Source organism: Pleionea sp. CnH1-48 (genome assembly GCF_024124665.1).
Classification (GTDB): Bacteria; Pseudomonadota; Gammaproteobacteria; order Enterobacterales; family Kangiellaceae; genus JAMXSB01.
This window is the reverse complement of sequence record NZ_JAMXSB010000014.1, coordinates 39,476-60,823: the sequence shown is the minus strand read 5'-3', so window position 1 is coordinate 60,823 and position 21,348 is coordinate 39,476. Positions and strand designations below refer to the sequence as shown.

Sequence of the window (21,348 nt, the reverse complement as noted above, 5' to 3'; positions counted from 1 at the left end):
CATGGAAGCTCTGCCAAGTGTGTTAAACAACGACTCTTGGCTCAGTGAATTCAATTTTTACCTTTCATCATAAAGGTAGTTTTAAACGAAAAAGGAGTTTCGTCGATGATATCTGATCGTGAACGTCTGTGGTTATTACTTACTCAAATTAACAATGTTGGCCCTGTTAATGCCTGCCGCCTGGTTGACTCGTTTGGCAGCATTGATGCTCTATTTGCTGCATCCTGTTGTCAGCTGCAAGAGGTGGGTCTCAATAAGGAGCAGCGGTCGGCCATATTATGCCCTGATGATGGTCTGTTAGTCAGAGTGACAGATTGGCTCGATCAGTCTGAAGAGCATCATTTGCTTACGCCAGAGCACGCTCTGTTTCCGCGCCTATTGCAGCAAGTGTCGGGGGCTCCTAATGTTCTTTATGCCAAAGGACAGCTCCATTGGCTTCAGTCACCGCAGATTGCGGTGGTGGGCAGTCGTCACCCAAGTGTGGCTGGCAAAGGGCTAATCCGTCATTTTGTCTCGGCATTGGTAAAGGAAGGTTTTGTCATTACCTCGGGGTTGGCACTGGGTATAGATGGCATGGCTCATGAGGCTGCTTTGGCCTGCGGCGGTGCTACCATTGCTGTGACTGGGACAGGTCTTGATCGGGTTTACCCTGCGGCTCACAAATCCTTGGCGCACCGTGTTGCTCAATCGGGTTTATTAGTGTCGGAGTTTATGCCGGGTGTGGGCGTTAAACCGAGCCATTTCCCACAGCGCAATCGAATCATTAGTGGCTTAAGTTTAGGAGTACTGGTGGTAGAAGCCGCCATTGGTAGCGGTTCTCTGATCACCGCTCGTACCGCTATTGATCAAGATCGCGAAGTATTCGCTATACCCGGTTCGATTCATAATCCGGTGGCTAAAGGATGTCATGCGTTAATTAAGCAGGGTGGGCATCTGGTAGAGACCGTCGATGATATTCTCGAACAACTTAACTGGTTGGCTTGTGGGCAGCATGATCTTATTAGCAAAAGTACGCCTGACATGGCTCAATTATCAGAGGAGCAACAGCGACTACTGACTCTTATCGATTTCGCACCGACGCCGCTTGATAGCCTGGTGGAAGCTTGTCAGAAATCGGTAGCGGAGCTTTCATCAAAACTGCTAACATTAGAGCTTGAAGGATGGGTGGTATCATCGGTTGGTGGTTATCAGCGCCTCAAATAACAATTTTGAAGTATAAACGTTTTTAAAAACGTGAAATAAAATAACGTAGTAATGTTGGTTGTGCTTATACCAGCTTACTTTAGTTAATTTGGCGTTAAAGCGTCATTCAGGGGAAATTATGAAAAACGACGTCCTTGACGTGCTGTTGTATATTTTTGAACGTTTTCAGGAAGAAGACTATGTCGTCATTGATGAAGCCGCCAAACTTGTTGAAGAACTCAGTGAGGTTGGGTTCGGTGACAACGAAATTCATGGCGCCTTGGATTGGCTAGATGGTTTAATGGATGCTCGACAGCAAGCCAGCATTGAAACCGATCGACCTAATATTGCCACGCGCATTTTCAGTGAAGACGAAATGGTTGTGCTAAATACCAAAGCACAGGGGTTTTTGTATCACCTCGAACACATTGGAGTGTTAGATGCTATTACTCGTGAGCTGGTCATCGATCGTATTATGGCTCTTGCGGTAGAAGATGTGGATTTAGAGCAACTAAAATGGATCACCATGATGGTGTTGTTTAATCTTCCCGGTCAAGAAAGCGCTTATGCATGGTTTGAAAATATGGATGACCATATCCATTAAAACATCGCGCAATGTTATCTTTATTTGTTGCTAGCCAACAAATTTTTCCAACTACTTCCAATGGTATAATTGCAGATGTTTAGATTTTTTCTAAGCATCTCTCTAACTGATAAAAAATTAAAAAAGTAAAGTTATTTATTAAGTTAGAACATCCTTATCACGTCGAAAAAATTTCTATCTATCTTGTCAAAGCACAGTGACGGCACAACTTATGCCTTCACTTCTTGTGCATTTATAACTCATGAACTAGCTTAATTATGACTGAGTAGCTTTTGCATTTATCGCTCAATAAGATGAAGACTAAATTTGTCGCCATAAACATTCTTTGTCGATTGATCAATAAGTATTAGCTATCTCGTAATTTGATTAACACTATTGTGAGTAGTTTAGGGAGTTTCACAATTACTTGATGGATCAAAACGAATGATCAATATAGCCATCACACATATTGCCAGTAACTTAAACCAGTTTTTAAGGCATCAGTATGAGCTTGATGAAGACATCGTTGTTGTATCCAATTTAACTGAACAAGACGGCAGTGCCAGTACCGACGTTAATAATAAACTAACCATCTCGCTAGCTAATGTTCAAAAAGAAAGTACCTATACTACGAACTATCCTGTACGGCAGTCAGAAAGTAATTTCAAACCTTCATCGCCCTACTCTCTTCATTTAAATTTGTACTTTATGCTCGCCGCTAACTTTGGTGGTAACAGCTATAGCGAAGGCTTGAAGTTGTTGTCATCGGCAGCTAACTATTTTCAGAGTCATGCGGTTTTTGATCACCAGAGCAGTCCAGAGTTGGATAAAGGGATCGAAAAGCTCGTCGTCGATATAGAGAATTTATCAATACATGATCTTAGTAGTCTCTGGGGAGTTTTAAGCGGTAAGTATTTGCCGTCGGTATTTTATCGATTAAGAATGATCTGCATGGACTCTTCAACTATTTCTGGACGAGTACATAAACTAAGAGAACCTGTTTCTGATCTTAAGGGGCAAAGATGAGTTATCAGGTGTTGGCAGATATTAATATCGAACATGAGTTTTTTGATTATAAGCCCTGTCGTGCGTTAAATCTGGAGTTTAATGAGACAAGCAAAAAGCGCTTGTTTAATGCCGATGTCATGGCGATCAATAGAAAAAGTAGCATTCAGTTATTAATGAGTCCCCGCTCCCTAAGAGTTATTAATGCTTATATTCGAGATAATGAAAGCAATCTTGTTATCAAGGTCCATGCTTCTGATCCTCTTTTTTATAATTTTACTAAGATGAATATTAAGAACGGAAAAACGACTTACTACCTTAGTAATGAAAAGGGTGACAATAAAGTGGATGGCGTTATTAATCTGCATAAAGAAGAAAGCTTAAGTGATAGTGATCTTATCTCAATTGATAGTAAAGATTATACGGATCTTTTTTCTGAGAGAGATTTTGTTAATACGCCTTTAGCTGTTATCGAGATTTCTTTAAAAAGCTTACTTGAGCAGTCTGACAACTCAAACAATACTGTTTATTACAAAGTTTATTTTGAAAGTCGAAAAACTTATTGGAAGTACTGGCTGATTGATAACTCAGGTGGCAATGACTATTCGATCATTGATCTGGATGACAATCAACAGTTTTCTTTTTTGGGTACCGAAGTGATTGACAATAATAAACGTGCGTCTGTTTATATGTCGAAACTTCCCATTGCACTAAAGCAATATTCAAATGTTCGTTTGCAGTTAAAAGAAACAAAAAGTGATTTTAATCGGGTGATTGTTAAGCGCCTACCGGTGGCATCGAATCGTCAAATCAATTCATCCGTTCTAGATGGCGAAAAAGTCGATGTATCTGAAATATTCGTTAACTTATGAGGTTTGAAAGGACAAGACCATGGCAATGAAGACTCCAGGTGTTTATATAGTAGAGAAAAACGCATTCCCAAATTCTGTTGTTGAAGTAGCAACCGCTGTCCCTGCCTTTATAGGTTATACAGAGAAAGCGGATAACAATAACAAAAGCCTAAAGAACAAGCCCTGGCGTATATCGTCCATGGCGGAGTTTCATCAATACTACGGCTTTGGTGCTCCTCAAAAATTTTCATTAGAAGCTGTAGCGGCACCCGATGGCGGAACATTAGATGATGTTGAGGCTGACATTACCGTCAAAGGCAAAGACAACGATACAGAAAAAGAAAAGAAGTACAATCTCAAACGTCCTGACAATAACTACATGCTCTATCGCAGTATGTTGTTATTTTTCCAGAATGGTGGCGGGCCCTGTTATATCGTTTCGGTTGGCAGCTATAAGGATGATATTGAAGAGTCATCCTTAGCCGGTGGAATTGAAACCTTGGTTAAAGAACAAGAGCCCACTATGGTGGTTATCCCAGAAGCTGTGGCCATCAAAGGTGACGGCGAAGCAGAAGGTGAAAGCAAAGGCGCTCAATGTTTTAAACTTCAACAGGCTGCTGTTGCTCACTGCGGCGAAACCATGAAAAATCGCTTTGCGATTCTGGATGTTTATAACGGCGACCGTGCTCAACAGGATTCTAGAGGAAACTGCATTAAAGAATTTCGTAATCAGATGGCTACAAACTTTCCTGCCTTTTGTGCTACCTACTATCCCTGGTTACAGACCTCTATATTAGCTGCCGCTGACCTATCCTTTGAAAATATTGACAAACCTGATGATCTTAAGGCGCTTATTCAATACGAATTGAATCTCACTGGTGACAGCCTACCAGAAGATGCTCAAGCTCAGGCGGACCTTGTCAACCAGATCACCGATGACTTTTCTGGAACCGATGCCGAAACTCTGGCGAAGAAAAAAGCCGTTGATAATGGTCTCACTAATATGAGTCTGGCTTATAAACTGATTAAAGAACATCTGACCGACCAACTGAATCTATTGCCTCCGGCCGCTGCAATGGCAGGCATTTATACGATGGTTGATAACGCAAAAGGCGTATGGAAAGCACCTGCCAATGTCAGTTTAAGTGCTGTTGTTCAACCAAGCGTAGATATTTCTCATGATGAACAAGAAAACCTCAATGTGGATGTGAATGGTAAGTCGATCAACGCCATTCGCAAGTTCATTGGTGAAGGAACCTTGGTATGGGGAGCTCGAACCCTAGATGGCAACAGTTTGGACTGGCGTTACATCAATGTTCGAAGAACCATGATCATGTTGGAAGAGTCGATTCGTCTGGCCACAAAAGCTTACGTATTTGAAGCCAACGATGCGAATACCTGGGTCACTATTAAAAGTATGATTCAAAATTTTTTAACAGGCATTTGGAAGCGTGGTGGTTTAGCCGGATCATCCCCCGATGATGCCTTCAGTGTGCATGTGGGATTGGGCGATACCATGACACCCGAGGACATTCTGGAAGGTATTTTACGAGTCACTGTACTAGTGGCGATCACTCGTCCGGCTGAATTCATCGAGATTACTTTCCAGCAACAAATGCAAAAATCTTAGTTTGGCGAATGAGTTTCATTAGAAGAAGTATTAACAATGACTCGAATGATTGAATAAAACTCAATGTAGAGGAGTAGTTAACAATGGCTGATGACGGAAGCGCACAATCCACGAGTATATGGCCGATTCCTAAGTTTCACTTTCAGGTAAAGTGGGATAGCGAAGTATTGTCTTTTCAAGAAGTATCTGGTTTGGATATTGAAGCTCAAATAATTGAGTATCGAAGTGGAGACAGCAAACTTTTTTCAACAGTGAAAATGCCGGGCATACAAAAGTCGGGTAACATCACAATGAAGAAAGGCGTCTTTAAATCCGATAACAAATTCTGGGACTGGTTCAGTCAAATAAAGATGAATACGATCAAACGTATTCCAGTGACCATTAGTTTATTAGATGAAACAGGTTCACCCACTATGGTGTGGACATTATCTAATGCGTGGCCAACCAAAATTACTGGAACGGATCTTAAGTCGGATGGTAATGAAGTCGCTATTGAGTCAATCGAAATTGCTCATGAAGGATTAACCATTGCCAACTCGTAACAACGGAAAGCCGTTAGCTTCTGGCTGACGGCTGCAACATAGGGAAACCTAGGTGTCGATAAGTAGCTTTCTTTTTTCGAATGATTACCCTCCTCCCGCGTTCCAGTTTAAAGTGGTTTTTTCTGCCACGGCGGGATTTGCAGACTCATCGTTTCAGGAAGTCAGTGGTATTGGTTCCGAAATCGAAACAGAAGATATCGTTGAAGGCGGAGAAAATCGTTACGTACATCGACTGCCTAAAGCGGTTAAGCATCCTAAATTGGTGCTGAAGCGCGGGGTCGCCAAATTGACTTCACCCCTTGTTATTTGGTGCAAGTCTGTTTTGGAAGCCGACTTTCTGGTGCCTATCGTACCTATGCCGTTGTTAATATTTTTAAATAACGAAAACTCGATTCCCGTGCGTATCTGGTCTTTCGCCAATGCCTATCCGGTTAACTGGGATCTTGAAGCATTTAACTCGACAAAGAATGAAGTTGCCATCGAAAAAATAGAACTTAGTTATAACTACTCTAATAGGATTTTATAGTCACTATGCCAGTCGATGTGAAAAACCTAGTGATCAAGTCAAATATTGAACAGGATGATGATTCTGAGTCAGACACCTCGAAAAAAAAGAAGTCTGGTGATCCCTGTTCTGACTTGGAGGAAGCCAAAGAAGAGATTCTTAATCAATGTCGCCGCATGATTGAAGACAGTCTATCCAGTATAAGAGAGCGATGATATGGCAGGTTTAAGTACTGGGCTAAAGAAAAAGCTAACCATCACCCAATGCACTCTCGAGACCGATGGCTCGGTGACGGTTTCTTCCAGTGACAGTTTTGAAGTCATGTTAAATCCTTCCAGTTATAGCCATCAACACTCTATTTGTTACAACCATAAAAAAACCATGGGGCAGTTGGGATCTGAATCTAAATTTAGCGCCATTAATGCCGAAAAAGTCAACTTTGATATCGTCATCGACGGCACCGGTGTTGTGAACTTGCCGATACCAGGATTGGGATCACCCGATGTTAAAACCCAAATCCAGCAATTGAACTCAATAGTCTATCAATATGATGGCAATGATCACCAACCGAGCCATGTGCGCTTGCTATGGGGCAGCTTGATTTTTTTTGGTCGCCTTGAGTCTATGTCGACAGAGTTTACCGTATTCAAACCCAGTGGTGAGCCATTACGGGCAAAAGTGAAATTAGCTTTTGTTGGCTTTATGAGTAAAAAAGAAGAAGCCCTACTCGCTAATAAATCGTCCCCCGACCTGACTCACATGGTCGAAGTAAAAGCGGGAGATACACTGCCTTTATTGTGTTATCAGATTTATCGTGATGAATCTTATTACAAGGAAATTGCTCGTATCAATAATATGTCTGGATTTCGCCAGCTCACTCCTGGGCAGCGCTTAAAATTCCCGCCGTTGGAATAGCAATATGGCTGACTCTCCCGAACTGAATTCTACTGGCGTTGTTAAGCTCTCCTTGTTGAGTGATGGTAGCCCAGTGTCTGATGACATCGATATCGTTTCTGTTGAAACTTGTCATCGAATTAACAAAATATCCCGCGCAACGATTGTTGTGCTAGATGGCGAGATGGCAGACCAAAGCTTTGCTATCAGTGATGGTGATGATCTTAAACCAGGAAAAAAAATCACTATCAAAGCCGGTTATGGTGATGACGAAACTCAAATCTACGAAGGTATTGTAATTAAGCATGGTGTGAGTATCAGTGGCGATAACTACTCCAGGCTTTCTATAGAATGCCGGGATGCTGCTGTAGCAACAACTATTGGCCGCAAAAATGCTAATTATGTGGATATGAAAGACAGCGATATCCTGAGTCAGATCATTGGTAACTACAGCACATTAACAGCTGATGTGACGGCAACAACGGTACAGTATGGTGAGCTTGTTCAATACAATGCATCGGATTGGGATTTTATCCTGACACGAGCAGAAGCCAATGGTCTGCTCGTGATGGTTACCGATGGAACCGTTGCCATAAAAAGTCCGGCAGACACCAGTGATGACGTATTAACGGTCACTTATGGCGAAGATATTATTGAGTTCTCTGCCAAAGTGGATGCGATGTCTCAATATACCGAGGTGAAAGGTATTTCTTGGGACATGAGCAGCCAAGCCATTGTTGAAGAACCTATTTCTCAGCAAACACTGAATAGCCAGGGTAATCTCAGTGCCAGTGATCTGGCAGATATCATTGGGCTGGATTCCTATCGTTTACAAACTTCGACACCGCTTGAAAGTGGTGCTCTTAAAGATTGGGCTACCGGACAGCAAAGAAAGTCAGCGCTTTCTAAAATTGTCGGACACATCAAATTTCAAGGCAGTGCCAAAGCAACACTGGGCTCTTTGATCGAACTAAAAGGTGTTGGCGAACGTTTCAATGGGTCGGTTTTTGTGTCGGGCGTTCGTCATTCCATATCGGATGGCAGCTGGTTTACCGAAGTGGACTTTGGTCTATCGGCAGAACTGTTTGCTGAGAAGCGAGATATTCCTGCGCCACTGACGAACGGCTTTTTGCCCGGTATTGAAGGACTGCATATTGGTGTCGTTAAACAGCTCGATCAAGATCCTAATGGAGAGTATCGAATACAGGTCAGTGTGCCCGTACTGCAAGCCGAAACGGAAGGTGTTTGGGCAAGGCTGATTCAGTTTTATGCGTCACAAGGTTTTGGTTTATTTTTTATCCCCGAAATTGGTGATGAGGTCATTCTTGGCTATTTAAATAATGATCCTGCTCACCCCATTATTTTAGGCAGCGTTTACAGCAGCAACCATAAAGCGGCCTATGACTTGACGGCGGATAATTTTACTAAAGCGCTGGTAACAAAAAGCGGACACACCGTAGAGTTCGATGATGACAAACAAATCATCACCATTAAAACCCCCGATGGCAACAGCCTTATTTTCAATGACGATGAAAAATCGATTTCGCTCACTGATGTTAATGATAACTCGATGGTATTAAACAGTGATGGGATCACTCTTGATTCGCCAAAAGACATAAAAATTTCTGCAAAAGGCGAAGTCAGTGTTGATGCTGTGGGCAAAATCAGTATGACATCGCAACAAGATGTCACCGTAGAAGGACTCAATGTGAGTCATACAGCCAATGTTGGTTTTACTGCAAAAGGTAATGCGACGGCTGAGGTCTCGGCCTCAGGGCAAACAACCATCAAAGGTGCCATGGTCATGATCAACTAAGGAGATTAACAGATGCCCCCAGCTGCTCGTATCACTGATATGCACACTTGCCCTATGCAAACGCCTGGAGTACCTCCCATTCCGCATGTAGGAGGCCCGGTGATTGGTCCTTGTGTGCCTACAGTATTAATTGGCAAATTGCCTGCATCTGTTGTTGGAGACAGCTGTGTATGTGTTGGGCCACCCGATACGGTTGCTAAAGGTTCGGCAACGGTCATGATCAGCAATAAACCCGCGGCAAGAATGGGCGATACGACGGCTCATGGCGGCGTTATTGTCGCTGGTTGCGCTACCGTGATGATAGGAGGTTAATCCATGCCTAACCAAGATCAGATGTTTCTCGGCAGAGGATGGAGTTTTCCTCCTACTTTTGAGTCAGCAGGGCGTAATGTCTCGTTAGTTTCGGATACTGAAGATATTCGACAAAGCCTGGCTATTTTATTATCAACGGTGCCAGGAGAAAGGGTGATGCAGCCAACCTTTGGCTGTGGATTGAAAAAACTGGTTTTCGAAAGTTTTAATGAAAGTACCGTTACAGAAATCATCGATGTTGTAAAAAGAGCCATTCTATTTTTTGAAACGCGGATAAAAGTAGAAAACATCGAAGTCGAAGCTGAAGATTATTACGAGGGTTTGTTAAAAATTAATATAGAGTATTTTATTCGCCGAACAAATACTCGTAGCAATATGGTATTTCCCTTTTACTTCAAGGAGGGAACCAATCTTGCACTTGGATAAAATAGAGCCGGTCAATGAATAAAGTTGACCAAATTATACATCGTCACTTTGTGACGCGTCGGGATAATCGATTTCCCAGGGCATTGGCTCCTGATTATTTCAATATCGACGAAATGACATTCGAGGACTTACTGTCGTATGCCAGTGAGTTCTCACGCTATATTAAATACTTTGATTTAAACCTTACTGAGAAAGGCAACTGGTTTTCTTTATTTGAAAACAATGACATGGTCGTTATGGCCGAAATCATGAGTGCTAACACTCAGATGCTCGAAAATAATATTTCTCGGCTTAATAGTGCACAAGTTTTAGATATTGCTGGTCGGGCCTATCAGAGTGCACAGCAGATTAATCAATGGATGTTACGATTGCTAAAAGGTAGCAACGAGACTGGGGTAAAACTGGCTGAGCGCATTCGAAACCTTATCAATGAAAAGTTAGTTGCCGACGTTCATACATTAGGCTCTATCCTGCAATATCTAGATCTATTTTATGACATTCCTTTTCAACCTTCTTTCGAAGGCTTCTCTTCTGTCTGGAGAATTGAATCTCAAGGGGGATTGCAGCAGTTTCCGCTTTCAAGAATCACAGGAACCATTGGTAAGCAAAGCAGCGTTAATGAATTAAAAGCTATTTGTTATTCACTGACCAGTGCTATCAAAATGTTGCAAACCGCGATCCCTCCCTATAAAAGTGCCACACTTAACAGCCAAACCATTGAACCTTCTATCGGTTTGCTCATCAGCTTTTTGCAGTTGTATAAGCAGGTTCAGAAAAAAATTAATAACTTTACCCAAGACCACCGCGATTTCTACTATTTTGATTTACTCAAACTAAGAAGTGAAGAGCAGGAAAAAGATAAAGCTTACTTGTTAATGACACCATTTGATGAAGCTACCCAAATATATATTAAGAAAGGTGACCTATTCTCGAAAGATAAAGATCAGAAGTTAAAGGATATTCTCTATCAAGCCAATGATGAGTGTTTGCTCAGTGATGTTAGAGTTAATAATTTGCATACTCTATTTTTACAAAGAGACCGTTATATTTCTCCTGAAAGCTTAATGGATTATGTCACCCGCATCAAAGCCAGTCATATACCAGTTAACAATCCAGAAACAAGTCCAATGGGAGAAGGAGAACAGGCTTTTGAAGAGTGGCCGCTCTTTGGTGAAGAGAAACCCTACCAAAACAGTATAGAAAGTAAAGATGCTGATATCGGAATTGCATTTTCCTCTCAGGTGCTTTCGCTGAGAGAAGGGCAAAGAGACATTGAAATAGAGTTTGAGTTTCTCGACTACAAGTCGGCGAACATGGCGTTAAGTGACTATCTGAAAGAGTGTAAAGACCGTAAAGAGGACAATGCCGAATCCAGTTGGTCATCAATAAACAATGACTGTTTATATATCGTTTTTGAACATCTGCTGAAAAAGTATCCCTCTGGCTTTGAAAATACGAAAGGTACTATCAATTCGTTGCTTTCATGTTATTCAGAGTTTCAGATTAATCAATTTTTTTGTCAGCCACTACAAGCCCAGAGAGTCAACTTACTGAAGTACTTTCTTATGGCAAAGATGGCAAAAACAACCAGCCGTGAGCACCTGCTTGATTTATTTGGCAGTTTGTATGGGCGTCACCTGATATCCGGTATGCGTTGGCTAAGCCAGTCTGATCGCGAATTCATAGTAACATTATTAGATAATAACTGGAAAATCTCTGAACCCGAGGTATGCAAAAGCATTAAAGAGTTACTGTCAAAGAATAGCCTCTATAGTTATTACAAAATCTTTAAGAATGTATTTAGGATAGAAGTAACGGGAGAGAATGGTTGGTTGTCATTTCAAGAATATAGCTATGAACCTGTTATATCAGGATCTCAAAACTGGGGTATGAAGATCCACCTAAGTTTGCACCCAGGAATGGAAGCTATCATAGGTTACCAAAAGGCTATCCATGGAGAAGGGCTATCGTGTACTAAACCTGTTGTTAAGTGTTGTATTAATCATCAGGCAAACTTCTTTCCCTACTCGCTGTTCAGTGAGTTAATCATTAGCAACATTGCGATTGATGTTAAGGTCAAACAACTAAGAAAGTTGAATTTGTATAATCACAATGGGCAACTGGATGCAACCAAACCTTTTCAGCCTTTTGGACCTCTGCCCTCCTCTAACTCATACTTTGCTTTTGCCAGTTATGAGATGGCATTTAAAAAACTCGAGTCTGTCAGTTTAAATATTGAGTGGGGAGATCTACCAAGTATCTATGGTGGATTTAGAGAATACTATCAGCAGTACAGTGAAGTTGATAATCAGTCATTTACTGTTTCGATAGATCTTCTCAGTGAGGGGAAGTGGGTTCCTATTGATAAGAAACATTTATTCTCTCAACAAGAAGAAGGCGAGCGCCTGGCTTCTCATCATCAAATACACTTTTCCAAGAACAAGCACTTTCAAGCAATTAACAACCTGATCAGCGAGCAAATGTTCCGGTTGGCAAACGAAGCGCGCAATGGTCATTATAAAATGAAGATCAATGAGCCAGATATGGTCTTTGGACATAGAGAGTATCCTGTGCTCTTATCCGACACCATTGCTTTTAACGCTAAGGTTAAAGAGAAGCTCAAAAGAAATCTTCCCAATACGCCTTACACTCCGATTATCAATGACTTTTCAGTTAATTATCATGCAAGAGATGTCATTGATACATTTAATCTGAAAGAAGTAGAACATTCAGGTGCTAATAACGTTTTCCATATTCACTCGTTTGCTAATTTGGATGTAGGAAAGCAGCGTTCTCATCTTAGTTTCATTCCTCGTTATGCTTATGATGGTAACTTATTCATCGGTTTTAACTGCCACGCTCTGCCAAAAAATCTTAGTCTGTTTTTTCACATGGCCGAAAATTCTCGTCATCCAGTGCGCAGAAATAACCCCAATATACAGTGGTTCTATTTGTCCTATGATGGGTGGAAGCGATTGCCCAAAGACAATGTGTTGTCTGATGACACCCAAGGTTTGTTGAAGTCAGGGTTGATTTCATTATCCTTGCCCAGCAATATGCGCCGCGACAGTAGCCCAGATATTGCATCGAATTATTGGTTGAGAGTCAGCACGAGTGACGATCTTGAACACTACTCTAGTCTTATTCGTGTTGTTGCTAATGTCATAGAAGTAAAAAAGATGTCTACAGCAGTGGAAAGAGTTAATAAAGTCACGGCATGGAAAAAACAAGCCGAACAAAAAAACATTAAATCTTTAGTATCTATTTATCAACAAAAGAAAGCATTGCTCAGTCACAGTAAAAAAGAGCAAGTTGTAAGAATATCGGAGAGGCTCAAGCATAAATTTCGAGCCGTTACGCCCTTGGACTACGAGTTGTTGATTATTGAACACTTTCCCGAGTTACAAATAGTCAAATGTTTTGCCAATCTATGCTCGGATACTCTTGAATTAAAGCCCGGGCATCTATTGATACTTGTTGTGCCAAATTTACCAGCAAACTGTCAGCCAGAAACCAGGTTGATGGCGAACAGTACCTTGTTAAAAAGAATCTATGAATTTGTTGGGAATCTCTCGACACCTTTTGCAGAGATTGAAGTTAGAAACCCCTCTTACGAGCGAGTACAAGTACGTTGCTCCGTCAAATTCGAAAATGCTTCTCTCGGCGGGCTCTATGTAAGCCAACTGAATCGAGAGCTTTCGGAGTACATTAGTCCTTGGTATAGCCAGGGTACGCAATGTCATTTCGGTTGGCGTATTACAGAGGAAGACGTGGAATCTTTTATCCGCCGAAGAGAGTACGTTCAGTATGTTACTAACTTCTCCATGTTACACATCTATGAGCATGATAAGCGGCTTTATACGCTGGTCGATACGGTAGACTCCGATCGCAAAAGCTCGGGAGTGAAAGCGAAGTTCCCCTGGAGCCTTCCACTACCAGATGCTCGCCACTCCATTGAGGTTGCTGATGTTACTTTTCCAGTAGAGCCCGACATTACAGGAATTAATGAGCTTGAAATTGGCAGTAACTTTATTATTAAGGGAGTGACTTGATATGGCGAAACGTAATCGCAGCACTCTCAAAAGTTTTTTCCAAAAAGGAGCACTCCCTTCTTCTGATCAATTTTCTGACTTGATTGACTCTCAGCTCAATATTGTCGATGAAGGATTTAACAAGTCGCCGGAGAATGGATTAGAAATATCATCTCTTGGCGATAATGATAACCTGGTTAGTTTCTATAAAATAAACAACGTGCAGTATCCCAACTGGTCTATTGGTTTTGATGGACAATCCAATGATCAGTTGTCGTTTCGGCAACATTCGGGCAGCGAGCAGCAGTCGGCTGTTATTTCACTGTCGCCTGAAGGTAGAGTTGGTATCAATACAAATAGCCCCGAAAGTGAACTTGATGTTAATGGAGTGATCAAATCAAAGGGACGTCGGGGCATAGAAACAAAAAGCGCTTTGGCTGATGGCCAGTGGCATGATATCAGTGATGGTTTAAATGGCTGTCAGGCATTTGAGGTCATTGCTGGAGCAGGTAACAAAGGCACTGGAAAATATGCCTTAATGCATGCCATAGCAATGAATACTTTCAACCCTAAGGGTTGGTTGTTCAACTTCTTAGGTCATAAAAACAAGGTGAAATACCATCACGCCTATTACTACTCTTTTGCCCATCGTCTGAAATTGAGATGGCGTAAGGATAAACAGTCAGACCAATACTATTTGCAGATCCGTAGCAATTGCGACTATGGCGAAGGCATCAGAATCCGTTACTCGATAACCAAGTTATGGTTTGATGAAGACATGAGTGGAAGCTGGATGAATGAGCAGGACAATGGGAGTGCCTCATGAATTCGGCAATTAGAAATATCAAACAGAAGGCACAGCAAGATGCGCTAAGCTTTACGGAATTGAGAAAGCTAGCCATCGAACTTTCTCAACAAACTTCTGGCCAGTTATGGACGGATTATAATGTTCATGATCCTGGCGTCACTATTTGGGAGCAACTTTGTTATGCGCTTACCGAACTGAGCTACTACGCTGATTTTAATGTACCTGATTATCTTTGTAATAAGAATGAAGAACTGGATTTTCAGAAGCTTGCACTACATCTTCCCGAAGACATCTTTCCTTCAGAAGCAGTGACCACTACTGATCTAAAAAAAGTAATTTTGGATCAAGTACCGGCGGTAGAAGATTTAAGAGTCATTCCTTTATCGACAGAAGAGGCTGGAGTTTCAGGTCTGTACGACATCATTGTTTCTGTCGATCAACAGGCCGAATCGCACACTCTGACTGATAACAAAAGTTCATTGATTGAGCAGGTCAGTCGAGTTTTTCATGCCAATCGCAGTATGGGTGAAGATCTACGACAAATTTATACTGTTGATGAGCAGTACTGCGAGCTGCATGCAGAGATTGATATTAATAGCCAGCGAGCTCCCGAATACATACTGGCGGAGCTGTACTATCAGTGCTTGCAACACATTTCTGGTAGCAAAAAATGTTTCTCGTACAGTGACTATGGTGAGAGTGAAGAGGTTAACTTAGAGCACTTATTTCGAGGGCCTTTTACTCAGCACGGTTTTTTTAAAGATGATGATCTCGCTGATGACTTTAAAGAAATAGCGATATCCAGTTTCTTTTCTTTCGTGAAAGAAATCGATGGTGTAGAAGACATTGTTGAACTGTCTTTTTTGGTTGATGGAAAACCAGTCCCTTATTTTGATAAGAGCAATTATTCTGTACAAACACGTCTGAAAATTCCGGAGAGCCAAGAAGACATAAAAGTTAAATTGTCTATTAACAAGCGCTCCGTATCTGTACCTTTTGAACAATTGAAGGTGCGTTATGAAGAGTTAGTGTTTAAAAACTCATCTTTAAGACGGGCAAAATTTAACGCTACTGACCTTTACTCAAAGCCTCGAGGCAATTACATCGATTTGTCAAGCTACAGCTCGATACAAAATGATTTTCCCGCTACTTATGGAATTAATCGATTTGGCATACCTCGCTCAGAGAGCAATGAGCGTAAAGCCCAGGCTGCTCAGTTAAAAGCTTACCTGCTTATCTTTGATCAGATTATTGCTAATCGAGTGTCCTATATTAACAACATCAAGCAGCTATTCTCTAACGATATGGGCTTTAAGCAAAGCTATAAAGACTTCGAGTTAAGTAACGAAAGTGCGGGTGACATTGAGTCGTTATTCTTAGAGGACAGAAAAGATATCTTGTCAGAACTTAATACTAAGTTTGATAACCTACTAGACAGAAAAAGTCGACTTTTGGACTACTTTATAGCTCTGTATGGCGAGTCTTTTACACAAAATTCTCTGCGGCACTACAACTATTATTACACTAATACGCAACTCGAAAGCTTGATTGTTAAGAATAAAATAAGGTTTTTGCATCTTATAGAGAAAGTTACTCGAGACAGAGCTTCTGCATTTAACTATAAGCAAGCGTCATGGGGACGCCCTAATGTCTCTGGACTGCAGTTAAAATGCAGCCTCCTGTTAGGTTTTAAAAGATATTCCTGTCACTCCCTAAGCTTCGGTATTTTTAGAAATGGTATTCAGCTTAGCGAAGGTAATCTGGATAGCTATGAGTCTGGTAAGGAGATCACTTTTCCTGAGACATCGGAAAGCATCAGTACTCAAGACGTCAGTAATGATTATATCCATATTGAAGCCAGAGAAGTTTTTGGTAGCTATTCTTTAGAAAAAGTTAGAGAAGCTTTTGAGGGCAAGTTTCCAGTCAGTGAGAGCTTTATTAGTGATAAGTTGCTAACCCAAGGAATATTCCTGGATAACTATCGTATCACTGAACGGCATCAAGATGAGTTCAGAGTCGTGTTTTTCGATGCTGAATGCAGAGTATGGCGAACAATTGCCGACTTTGATTCTTATGATAAAGCCGTTATTGCGGTCAATAAATTGCAGCAGTTCCTGATTCATATCAACCTGGAAAGTGAAGGCATGCACGTGGTTGAGCATCTTCTGTTAAGACCGAGAAGTCAAGATGATTGGTCAAGTGAAGAGAAAGCCTTTTGCAATATGACTGTTAGCATTGTTCTGCCCAGCTGGACTGCACGGTGCAGCAGTAACAAGTTTCAGCAGTTTACCGAAGAGACGATTCGACTCAACTGTCCTGCGCACATACTTCCTAAATTTCATTGGCTCTCAATAAAAGAGATGTTTCAGTTTGAAGTGGCCTATAAAAAATGGCTCAAGCTATTGGAGTCTGACTTATGCAAACCAGAAGACATTGACCCCATTTCAGAGAAGCTCCGCAATATTTTGATGGAGAAAAAAGCGTGAAATCGCATCATGTGGAGAATTTACTATTCGACTTCCACGCTTCTTCTGGGGCAGATCAGAATAACATATCGAAAGAGATTGAGTCTCTCGTCTGTCAGAATTTGCTCGCTATTGTGGAGTCAGTGTTCGACAAGTATCATGACTACGAGCTACAAATTGACGAAATCAAGCTCGATTTAGGACTTTGTAAAACACGAGAAGTAGAGCAAGTTTTTGAAGAAAAGCTAGAAGAGAAGCTGAAACAGGCGCTTTCCAATCATGCGAAAAGTACTAGAGTAAGCTCGAAACCATTCATTGACGGAGAGCAATTAAATCAAGACGGTGACATCTCTCTTAATAGTGAGGCATTAATCGCAGGTCTTATGGCCTCTAGCGATGCAAAACGTCTAGACTGGCTAAAACAATATAGTAAAAAAGATAAATCTGTATATCGTTTGATGGTTCTCATATCAAACTACGCTCGCAGTCACTTTCTAAGCTTGGATTATTCAAGATATCACCAGCTATGGTCATCGGTTCTTATCAAGCTCGTTGCGGAAACTGGCAGAGCTAACCTTGACTCTCTGCTCTATCGTTATTTGCTCTTACTTGATAACGATCACAAAGAGCATTTACGAAAGCTAGTGTTCAGTCAATCCTGGCAAAATACGGCGTTTGGGAAAAACATTCAGAAAGCACTTTTAGGTGAAGATGTAGGGTTGTTGAGCTTCTACCAAATTTTCAGGCAGCTAGATAGCTCTTCACTAAACAAACACTGGAATTTACTCATTCATCAAGAAGCATCGAACCTATTGTCGGACATTGAATCTCTAAGCTATTATTCAGATACTCGTCGTCGGCTTGTTAAGTTTCTTAAAAGAGAAAAACTTGTCGACATTATCGATCTCAGATTACCAGAAGAAAAGGACTACATAGTTTCTGTTATCGATAAGTCCAAGAACAATGAGGACGAAAAGCATCTACACAGTCAACAAGGTAGACTGGAGGAACATCTATGGTCCTTCACATTAAGCTACATTTTTAATGATAGGGGAAGTTACTTTAATCGGAAAACTTACCTGAAGGGAGTAATAAGGCAATCGGCAAGTGCTAATAATCAAAGTTATGATGAAGTGTTGAGTACTCTGAATCAATATTCCTCCGATTGGCAAGGAAAAACAGAAATAAAGCAATTATTGAACGAGCTGCTTGAGGAAGATAAGTTAGTTGATAATTCCAATAGAGAGCTTCAAGTCAGTAGTAAGATCACTTATTGGCTTTATGGCCATCAAGTCGTTAATGATATTGATAGTGTTTTAACTGATGTCAAACAGATGGATGATCAGGGTAAAGCATTGGTCAATCCTATCTTATTCCGACTCAGAAATGAAAAATATACTGCCCATGAATACTTGGCTAACAAAGATCCTGGTTTGCTGAAACAGTGGATTTTAATAAGCTGGTCTTGTTTATATGGAAAACCACAGAACGAAATCATAAAAGCATGCGAGGAATATTCAAAGAAAGCGGATAAGCCAGCGCTCTTCTGGGTAAACTTGTTTTCTACCTTATTAGATGGAGAAACTATTCATTTAGAGACTATTCTTGAAAGCTCTATCAGAGAGGACAGTATTGCATCAGGCTCTGGACAAGAATCAGAGCGAGAATTGATGGCGAACGATGAGCGACTTGTGGCAGTAGAAGAGATGTTGAATAAGGGGCATCTAACAACAGAAAACATAAGCATTTATCAACACATCGATAAGTTGCTATCTATGGGACCTCGCAACAAGCACTGGCTGTACTCTATGATTAGTAATAGACAAATGGCCTTGCGCCTATTCGAAGTGTTGGATAGTCGTCAGCAACGCCAATGGCTAGAGCTATGCTCCTCTTCTCCATCGTTACTACAGCATATTGAAGCAATCGCCAATATCTTCTGCACGCTCAACATTAATTTATCTGCTAGAGAAGTCAACGAGTTGCAATGGATATTCTCCATCGATTGTATATTGAGCAACAAGTCAGAGTACTCTGAAAAAGCACTCTATCAAGACTTTTTAAGCCTTCTTTTAAGCAAGGTCAATTATCTTAATGAAGCTCATTTTACTGCTGACCTTTTTCGTCAAGCAGAGAAAGTGAAAGTATACTTTTCCAATCTATCCATCAACTTGATCAAGGAAGTGATTTCGGACTGCAGAAAGGTCGATAGAATCCTGGTTGGAAAAAAGCATCCTACTAAAGATGTAAAGTTTAAAACGACGCAATCCCAAAGCCAAGCTCAGGAGTTTTTCCAAAAATTATTGGCGGGTGTTTTTGATGGCTATATTTGGTTTAAGTTATCTAATGCAGAAAAGAAAAAGCTAATAACCTCATCATATCTACAATGCTTAAACCCTGATAAGAGAAAGTATTGGGTACGGAATTTTCCCGAAAAATTTCTCCATGAGTGCATGGAAGAGGCAGTAGGAAAAGGTGTTGATTATCTTCGTTGGGCGAATAAATGTCTTCTTTGGCAACATAATCAAAAAAGTGCATCGTTAGATATTGCCACTGACAACCACTTTCTATTAGAGCAGGGGCTTATCTATACTCTGGAAAAGAAGGGATCTTTCTTTAATAAAAAAAGCTACCTTAAACAGATGTTTAGTACGATGGCCTATCAGCATGGGGTTAGTGTTTCTGACTATCTGGTTGGTTTTAATGCCTTACCCTATCGATTGTTGAATAGTGAGTTTCAGCTCATTGTTCAGGAGCTTCTAGCTGAAGCTAAGGTAGAGGAAGAACACAGAGAAAATGAGATAGAAAACTTCGTTAATCGGAAAAACAATTTCGACGAACTGCTCACTTATCTTTCTTCTGGAGTCAGCGGTGAAAGGCTCAGAGCACTAATAACCAGAGTTAATGATGATGTGCTGTATCGTTTGTCAAAAGCGATGGCTTTTGATAAACGGTACAGCAGCCTATTTAGCCGATCAGCTTATCCTGACTCTATCATCGCACTAATTCTTCGCTGTATTAAGTTACATTGCTTGGGTGACGATAGCTATAAAAGTAGTTTCGTAGAAGGACTAAAAGAATACTCCAAAAAAAGTAAACATCCTGTTAAGTTCTACCATGAGATTTTGATATCTATGGTACGTGGAGAAATGATTAACTTGGAAAGTATTATTCAGAGCCAAAGCGATAGCGTTCCCGACGACAAACCCTCGAACGAAAAAGATTCATTAAGAAATGAAAGCTTTTCCTATAATACTGAACTGACAAAGCTGCTGGAAAAAATCGCTAAGGCAACACATTACGATCTGGATATAGCTTGCCAGCTCTCTTCAGAAAAGCTGTTGTTATTTCTTAAAGAGAATAAAAAATATTTACCCTTGATAATTCAAGAGCTAAGTGAAAGTGAGTTTGCAAAACTCTATTTCTTTCTTGACCGGTGGTCTTCTCCTTCTCTGGTTTCTAAAGTAGAGAAAATTATCGAGGCGATAATTTTGATAAACGACCAGGGTAGAAGGAAGGAAATATATCATCAGTTGTGGCTCTATCTTATGGGTAACTTGATCGATAAACGTCAGTTCTATATTAGCCACCGAGTAGCTATTGGTGACCTCTTGCATTGGTTCAAGCAACAAAACGGCAAAAGCAATATTCATTTAGATGAGGCAGCTATTATAAGGCAGTTAGCATCGGATCAAGCAATTGATGATGACTTTGATATTCAAGAAGTTATTGATGCAACCAGGCCCTTGGTCTACGAAGATGACGTTATTGAAACAGAGCCTGAGACGTCACGAGATTATGATAGTGTTTCTGTCGATAATGCGGGCATTGTGATCATCGCAACTTATATGCCGCGACTCTTTGATATGTTCGGCCTTATTAAAGATGAACAGTTTACTAGCATTCAACATCAGCAGAAGGCCTTATCCATTCTAGATGCAATCGTTTCTAAAGATGAGAATGAACATGAGGTCCATTGCTTATCCAATATTTTATGTGGATTAGATATCGACTTCAGCACCAAAAAACGGTCACTGACTGACAAAGAGCAAGAGATCATCGAAGGGCTACTAAGCGCAGTTATTCAAAACTGGAGTGCGCTAGGAAAAACCAGTATTCAGGGCCTCAGAGAGACCTTTATACAGCGACAAGGTGTATTGTATTGGGATGACGATAAATGGCAGCTGACGGTGCATCAAGAAACTTTTGATATGTTACTCGATCAATTGCCCTGGGGATTCTCTGTCATCAAACATCCATGGATGGAGCATCCCATCCATGTGACCTGGAGAAACTGA

General features: G+C 40.9%; 16 protein-coding genes. All 16 read left to right on the top strand.

Features of this window, described 5'->3' with window-relative positions:
- Positions 1–105 precede the first annotated feature (105 nt).
- The 16 genes from dprA (at position 106) to NH399_RS26015 (ending at position 21,348) form a co-directional block, all read left to right on the top strand.
- Positions 106–1,203: a DNA-processing protein DprA gene (dprA, locus tag NH399_RS19990; protein ID WP_253042965.1), complete on the top strand. Its 1,098-nt coding sequence runs from the start codon at positions 106–108 to the stop codon at positions 1,201–1,203.
- 118 nt (positions 1,204–1,321) lie between these two features.
- A complete protein-coding gene (locus NH399_RS19985) occupies positions 1,322–1,786 on the top strand; it encodes a DUF494 family protein (RefSeq protein WP_253042964.1) in 465 nt (154 codons plus the stop codon).
- Between the two features lie 423 nt (positions 1,787–2,209).
- Positions 2,210–2,791 carry a DUF4255 domain-containing protein gene (locus NH399_RS19980; RefSeq protein WP_253042963.1) on the top strand — a complete coding sequence of 194 codons (582 nt, stop codon included), beginning with the start codon at positions 2,210–2,212 and terminating at the stop codon, positions 2,789–2,791.
- On the top strand, positions 2,788–3,642 hold the full coding sequence (locus tag NH399_RS19975) for a hypothetical protein (protein ID WP_253042962.1): 855 nt from the start codon (positions 2,788–2,790) through the stop codon (positions 3,640–3,642). Before NH399_RS19980 ends, NH399_RS19975 begins: the two co-directional genes overlap by 4 nt.
- A gap of 19 nt (positions 3,643–3,661) precedes the next feature.
- A complete protein-coding gene (locus tag NH399_RS19970; RefSeq protein ID WP_253042961.1) occupies positions 3,662–5,251 on the top strand; it encodes a phage tail sheath C-terminal domain-containing protein in 1,590 nt (529 codons plus the stop codon).
- 83 nt (positions 5,252–5,334) lie between these two features.
- Positions 5,335–5,793, top strand: a complete 459-nt coding sequence (locus NH399_RS19965) for a phage tail protein (protein WP_253042960.1) — start codon at positions 5,335–5,337, stop codon at positions 5,791–5,793.
- A 52-nt stretch (positions 5,794–5,845) separates the two neighbouring features.
- Positions 5,846–6,319, top strand: a complete 474-nt coding sequence (locus tag NH399_RS19960) for a phage tail protein (protein WP_253042959.1) — start codon at positions 5,846–5,848, stop codon at positions 6,317–6,319.
- A 5-nt stretch (positions 6,320–6,324) separates the two neighbouring features.
- Complete coding sequence (locus NH399_RS19955) at positions 6,325–6,513, top strand: DUF5908 family protein (RefSeq protein ID WP_253042958.1); 189 nt, start codon at positions 6,325–6,327, stop codon at positions 6,511–6,513.
- A gap of 1 nt (position 6,514) precedes the next feature.
- The gene (locus NH399_RS19950) at positions 6,515–7,213 is read left to right on the top strand and encodes a LysM peptidoglycan-binding domain-containing protein (RefSeq protein WP_253042957.1); all 699 of its coding nucleotides are present in this window, start codon (positions 6,515–6,517) and stop codon (positions 7,211–7,213) included.
- 4 nt (positions 7,214–7,217) lie between these two features.
- The gene (vgrG, locus tag NH399_RS19945; protein ID WP_253042956.1) at positions 7,218–9,008 is read left to right on the top strand and encodes a type VI secretion system tip protein VgrG; all 1,791 of its coding nucleotides are present in this window, start codon (positions 7,218–7,220) and stop codon (positions 9,006–9,008) included.
- A 12-nt stretch (positions 9,009–9,020) separates the two neighbouring features.
- Positions 9,021–9,320 (top strand): PAAR domain-containing protein, encoded by a 300-nt coding sequence (locus NH399_RS19940; RefSeq protein ID WP_253042955.1) that lies wholly within the window; start codon positions 9,021–9,023, stop codon positions 9,318–9,320.
- 3 nt (positions 9,321–9,323) lie between these two features.
- Positions 9,324–9,746, top strand: coding sequence for a GPW/gp25 family protein (locus NH399_RS19935; RefSeq protein WP_253042954.1), 423 nt, complete (start codon positions 9,324–9,326; stop codon positions 9,744–9,746).
- Between the two features lie 14 nt (positions 9,747–9,760).
- Positions 9,761–13,798: a hypothetical protein gene (locus NH399_RS19930; RefSeq protein WP_253042953.1), complete on the top strand. Its 4,038-nt coding sequence runs from the start codon at positions 9,761–9,763 to the stop codon at positions 13,796–13,798.
- A gap of 1 nt (position 13,799) precedes the next feature.
- Positions 13,800–14,603, top strand: coding sequence for a hypothetical protein (locus NH399_RS19925; RefSeq protein WP_253042952.1), 804 nt, complete (start codon positions 13,800–13,802; stop codon positions 14,601–14,603).
- On the top strand, positions 14,600–17,071 hold the full coding sequence (locus NH399_RS19920) for a hypothetical protein (protein ID WP_253042951.1): 2,472 nt from the start codon (positions 14,600–14,602) through the stop codon (positions 17,069–17,071). Before NH399_RS19925 ends, NH399_RS19920 begins: the two co-directional genes overlap by 4 nt.
- Entirely contained in the window at positions 17,068–21,348 is a 4,281-nt protein-coding gene (locus NH399_RS26015) for a contractile injection system tape measure protein (RefSeq protein ID WP_253042950.1), read from the top strand. Before NH399_RS19920 ends, NH399_RS26015 begins: the two co-directional genes overlap by 4 nt.

Bases quoted from the DNA above. Each gene is read 5' to 3' on its own strand.
- dprA (WP_253042965.1), top strand. From the start codon at position 106: ATGATATCTGATCGTGAACGTCTGTGGTTATTACTTACTCAAATTAAC.
- NH399_RS19985 (WP_253042964.1), top strand. From the start codon at position 1,322: ATGAAAAACGACGTCCTTGACGTGCTGTTGTATATTTTTGAACGTTTT.
- NH399_RS19980 (WP_253042963.1), top strand. From the start codon at position 2,210: ATGATCAATATAGCCATCACACATATTGCCAGTAACTTAAACCAGTTT.
- NH399_RS19975 (WP_253042962.1), top strand. From the start codon at position 2,788: ATGAGTTATCAGGTGTTGGCAGATATTAATATCGAACATGAGTTTTTT.
- NH399_RS19970 (WP_253042961.1), top strand. From the start codon at position 3,662: ATGGCAATGAAGACTCCAGGTGTTTATATAGTAGAGAAAAACGCATTC.
- NH399_RS19965 (WP_253042960.1), top strand. From the start codon at position 5,335: ATGGCTGATGACGGAAGCGCACAATCCACGAGTATATGGCCGATTCCT.
- NH399_RS19955 (WP_253042958.1), top strand. From the start codon at position 6,325: ATGCCAGTCGATGTGAAAAACCTAGTGATCAAGTCAAATATTGAACAG.
- NH399_RS19950 (WP_253042957.1), top strand. From the start codon at position 6,515: ATGGCAGGTTTAAGTACTGGGCTAAAGAAAAAGCTAACCATCACCCAA.
- vgrG (WP_253042956.1), top strand. From the start codon at position 7,218: ATGGCTGACTCTCCCGAACTGAATTCTACTGGCGTTGTTAAGCTCTCC.
- NH399_RS19940 (WP_253042955.1), top strand. From the start codon at position 9,021: ATGCCCCCAGCTGCTCGTATCACTGATATGCACACTTGCCCTATGCAA.
- NH399_RS19935 (WP_253042954.1), top strand. From the start codon at position 9,324: ATGCCTAACCAAGATCAGATGTTTCTCGGCAGAGGATGGAGTTTTCCT.
- NH399_RS19930 (WP_253042953.1), top strand. From the start codon at position 9,761: ATGAATAAAGTTGACCAAATTATACATCGTCACTTTGTGACGCGTCGG.
- NH399_RS19925 (WP_253042952.1), top strand. From the start codon at position 13,800: ATGGCGAAACGTAATCGCAGCACTCTCAAAAGTTTTTTCCAAAAAGGA.
- NH399_RS19920 (WP_253042951.1), top strand. From the start codon at position 14,600: ATGAATTCGGCAATTAGAAATATCAAACAGAAGGCACAGCAAGATGCG.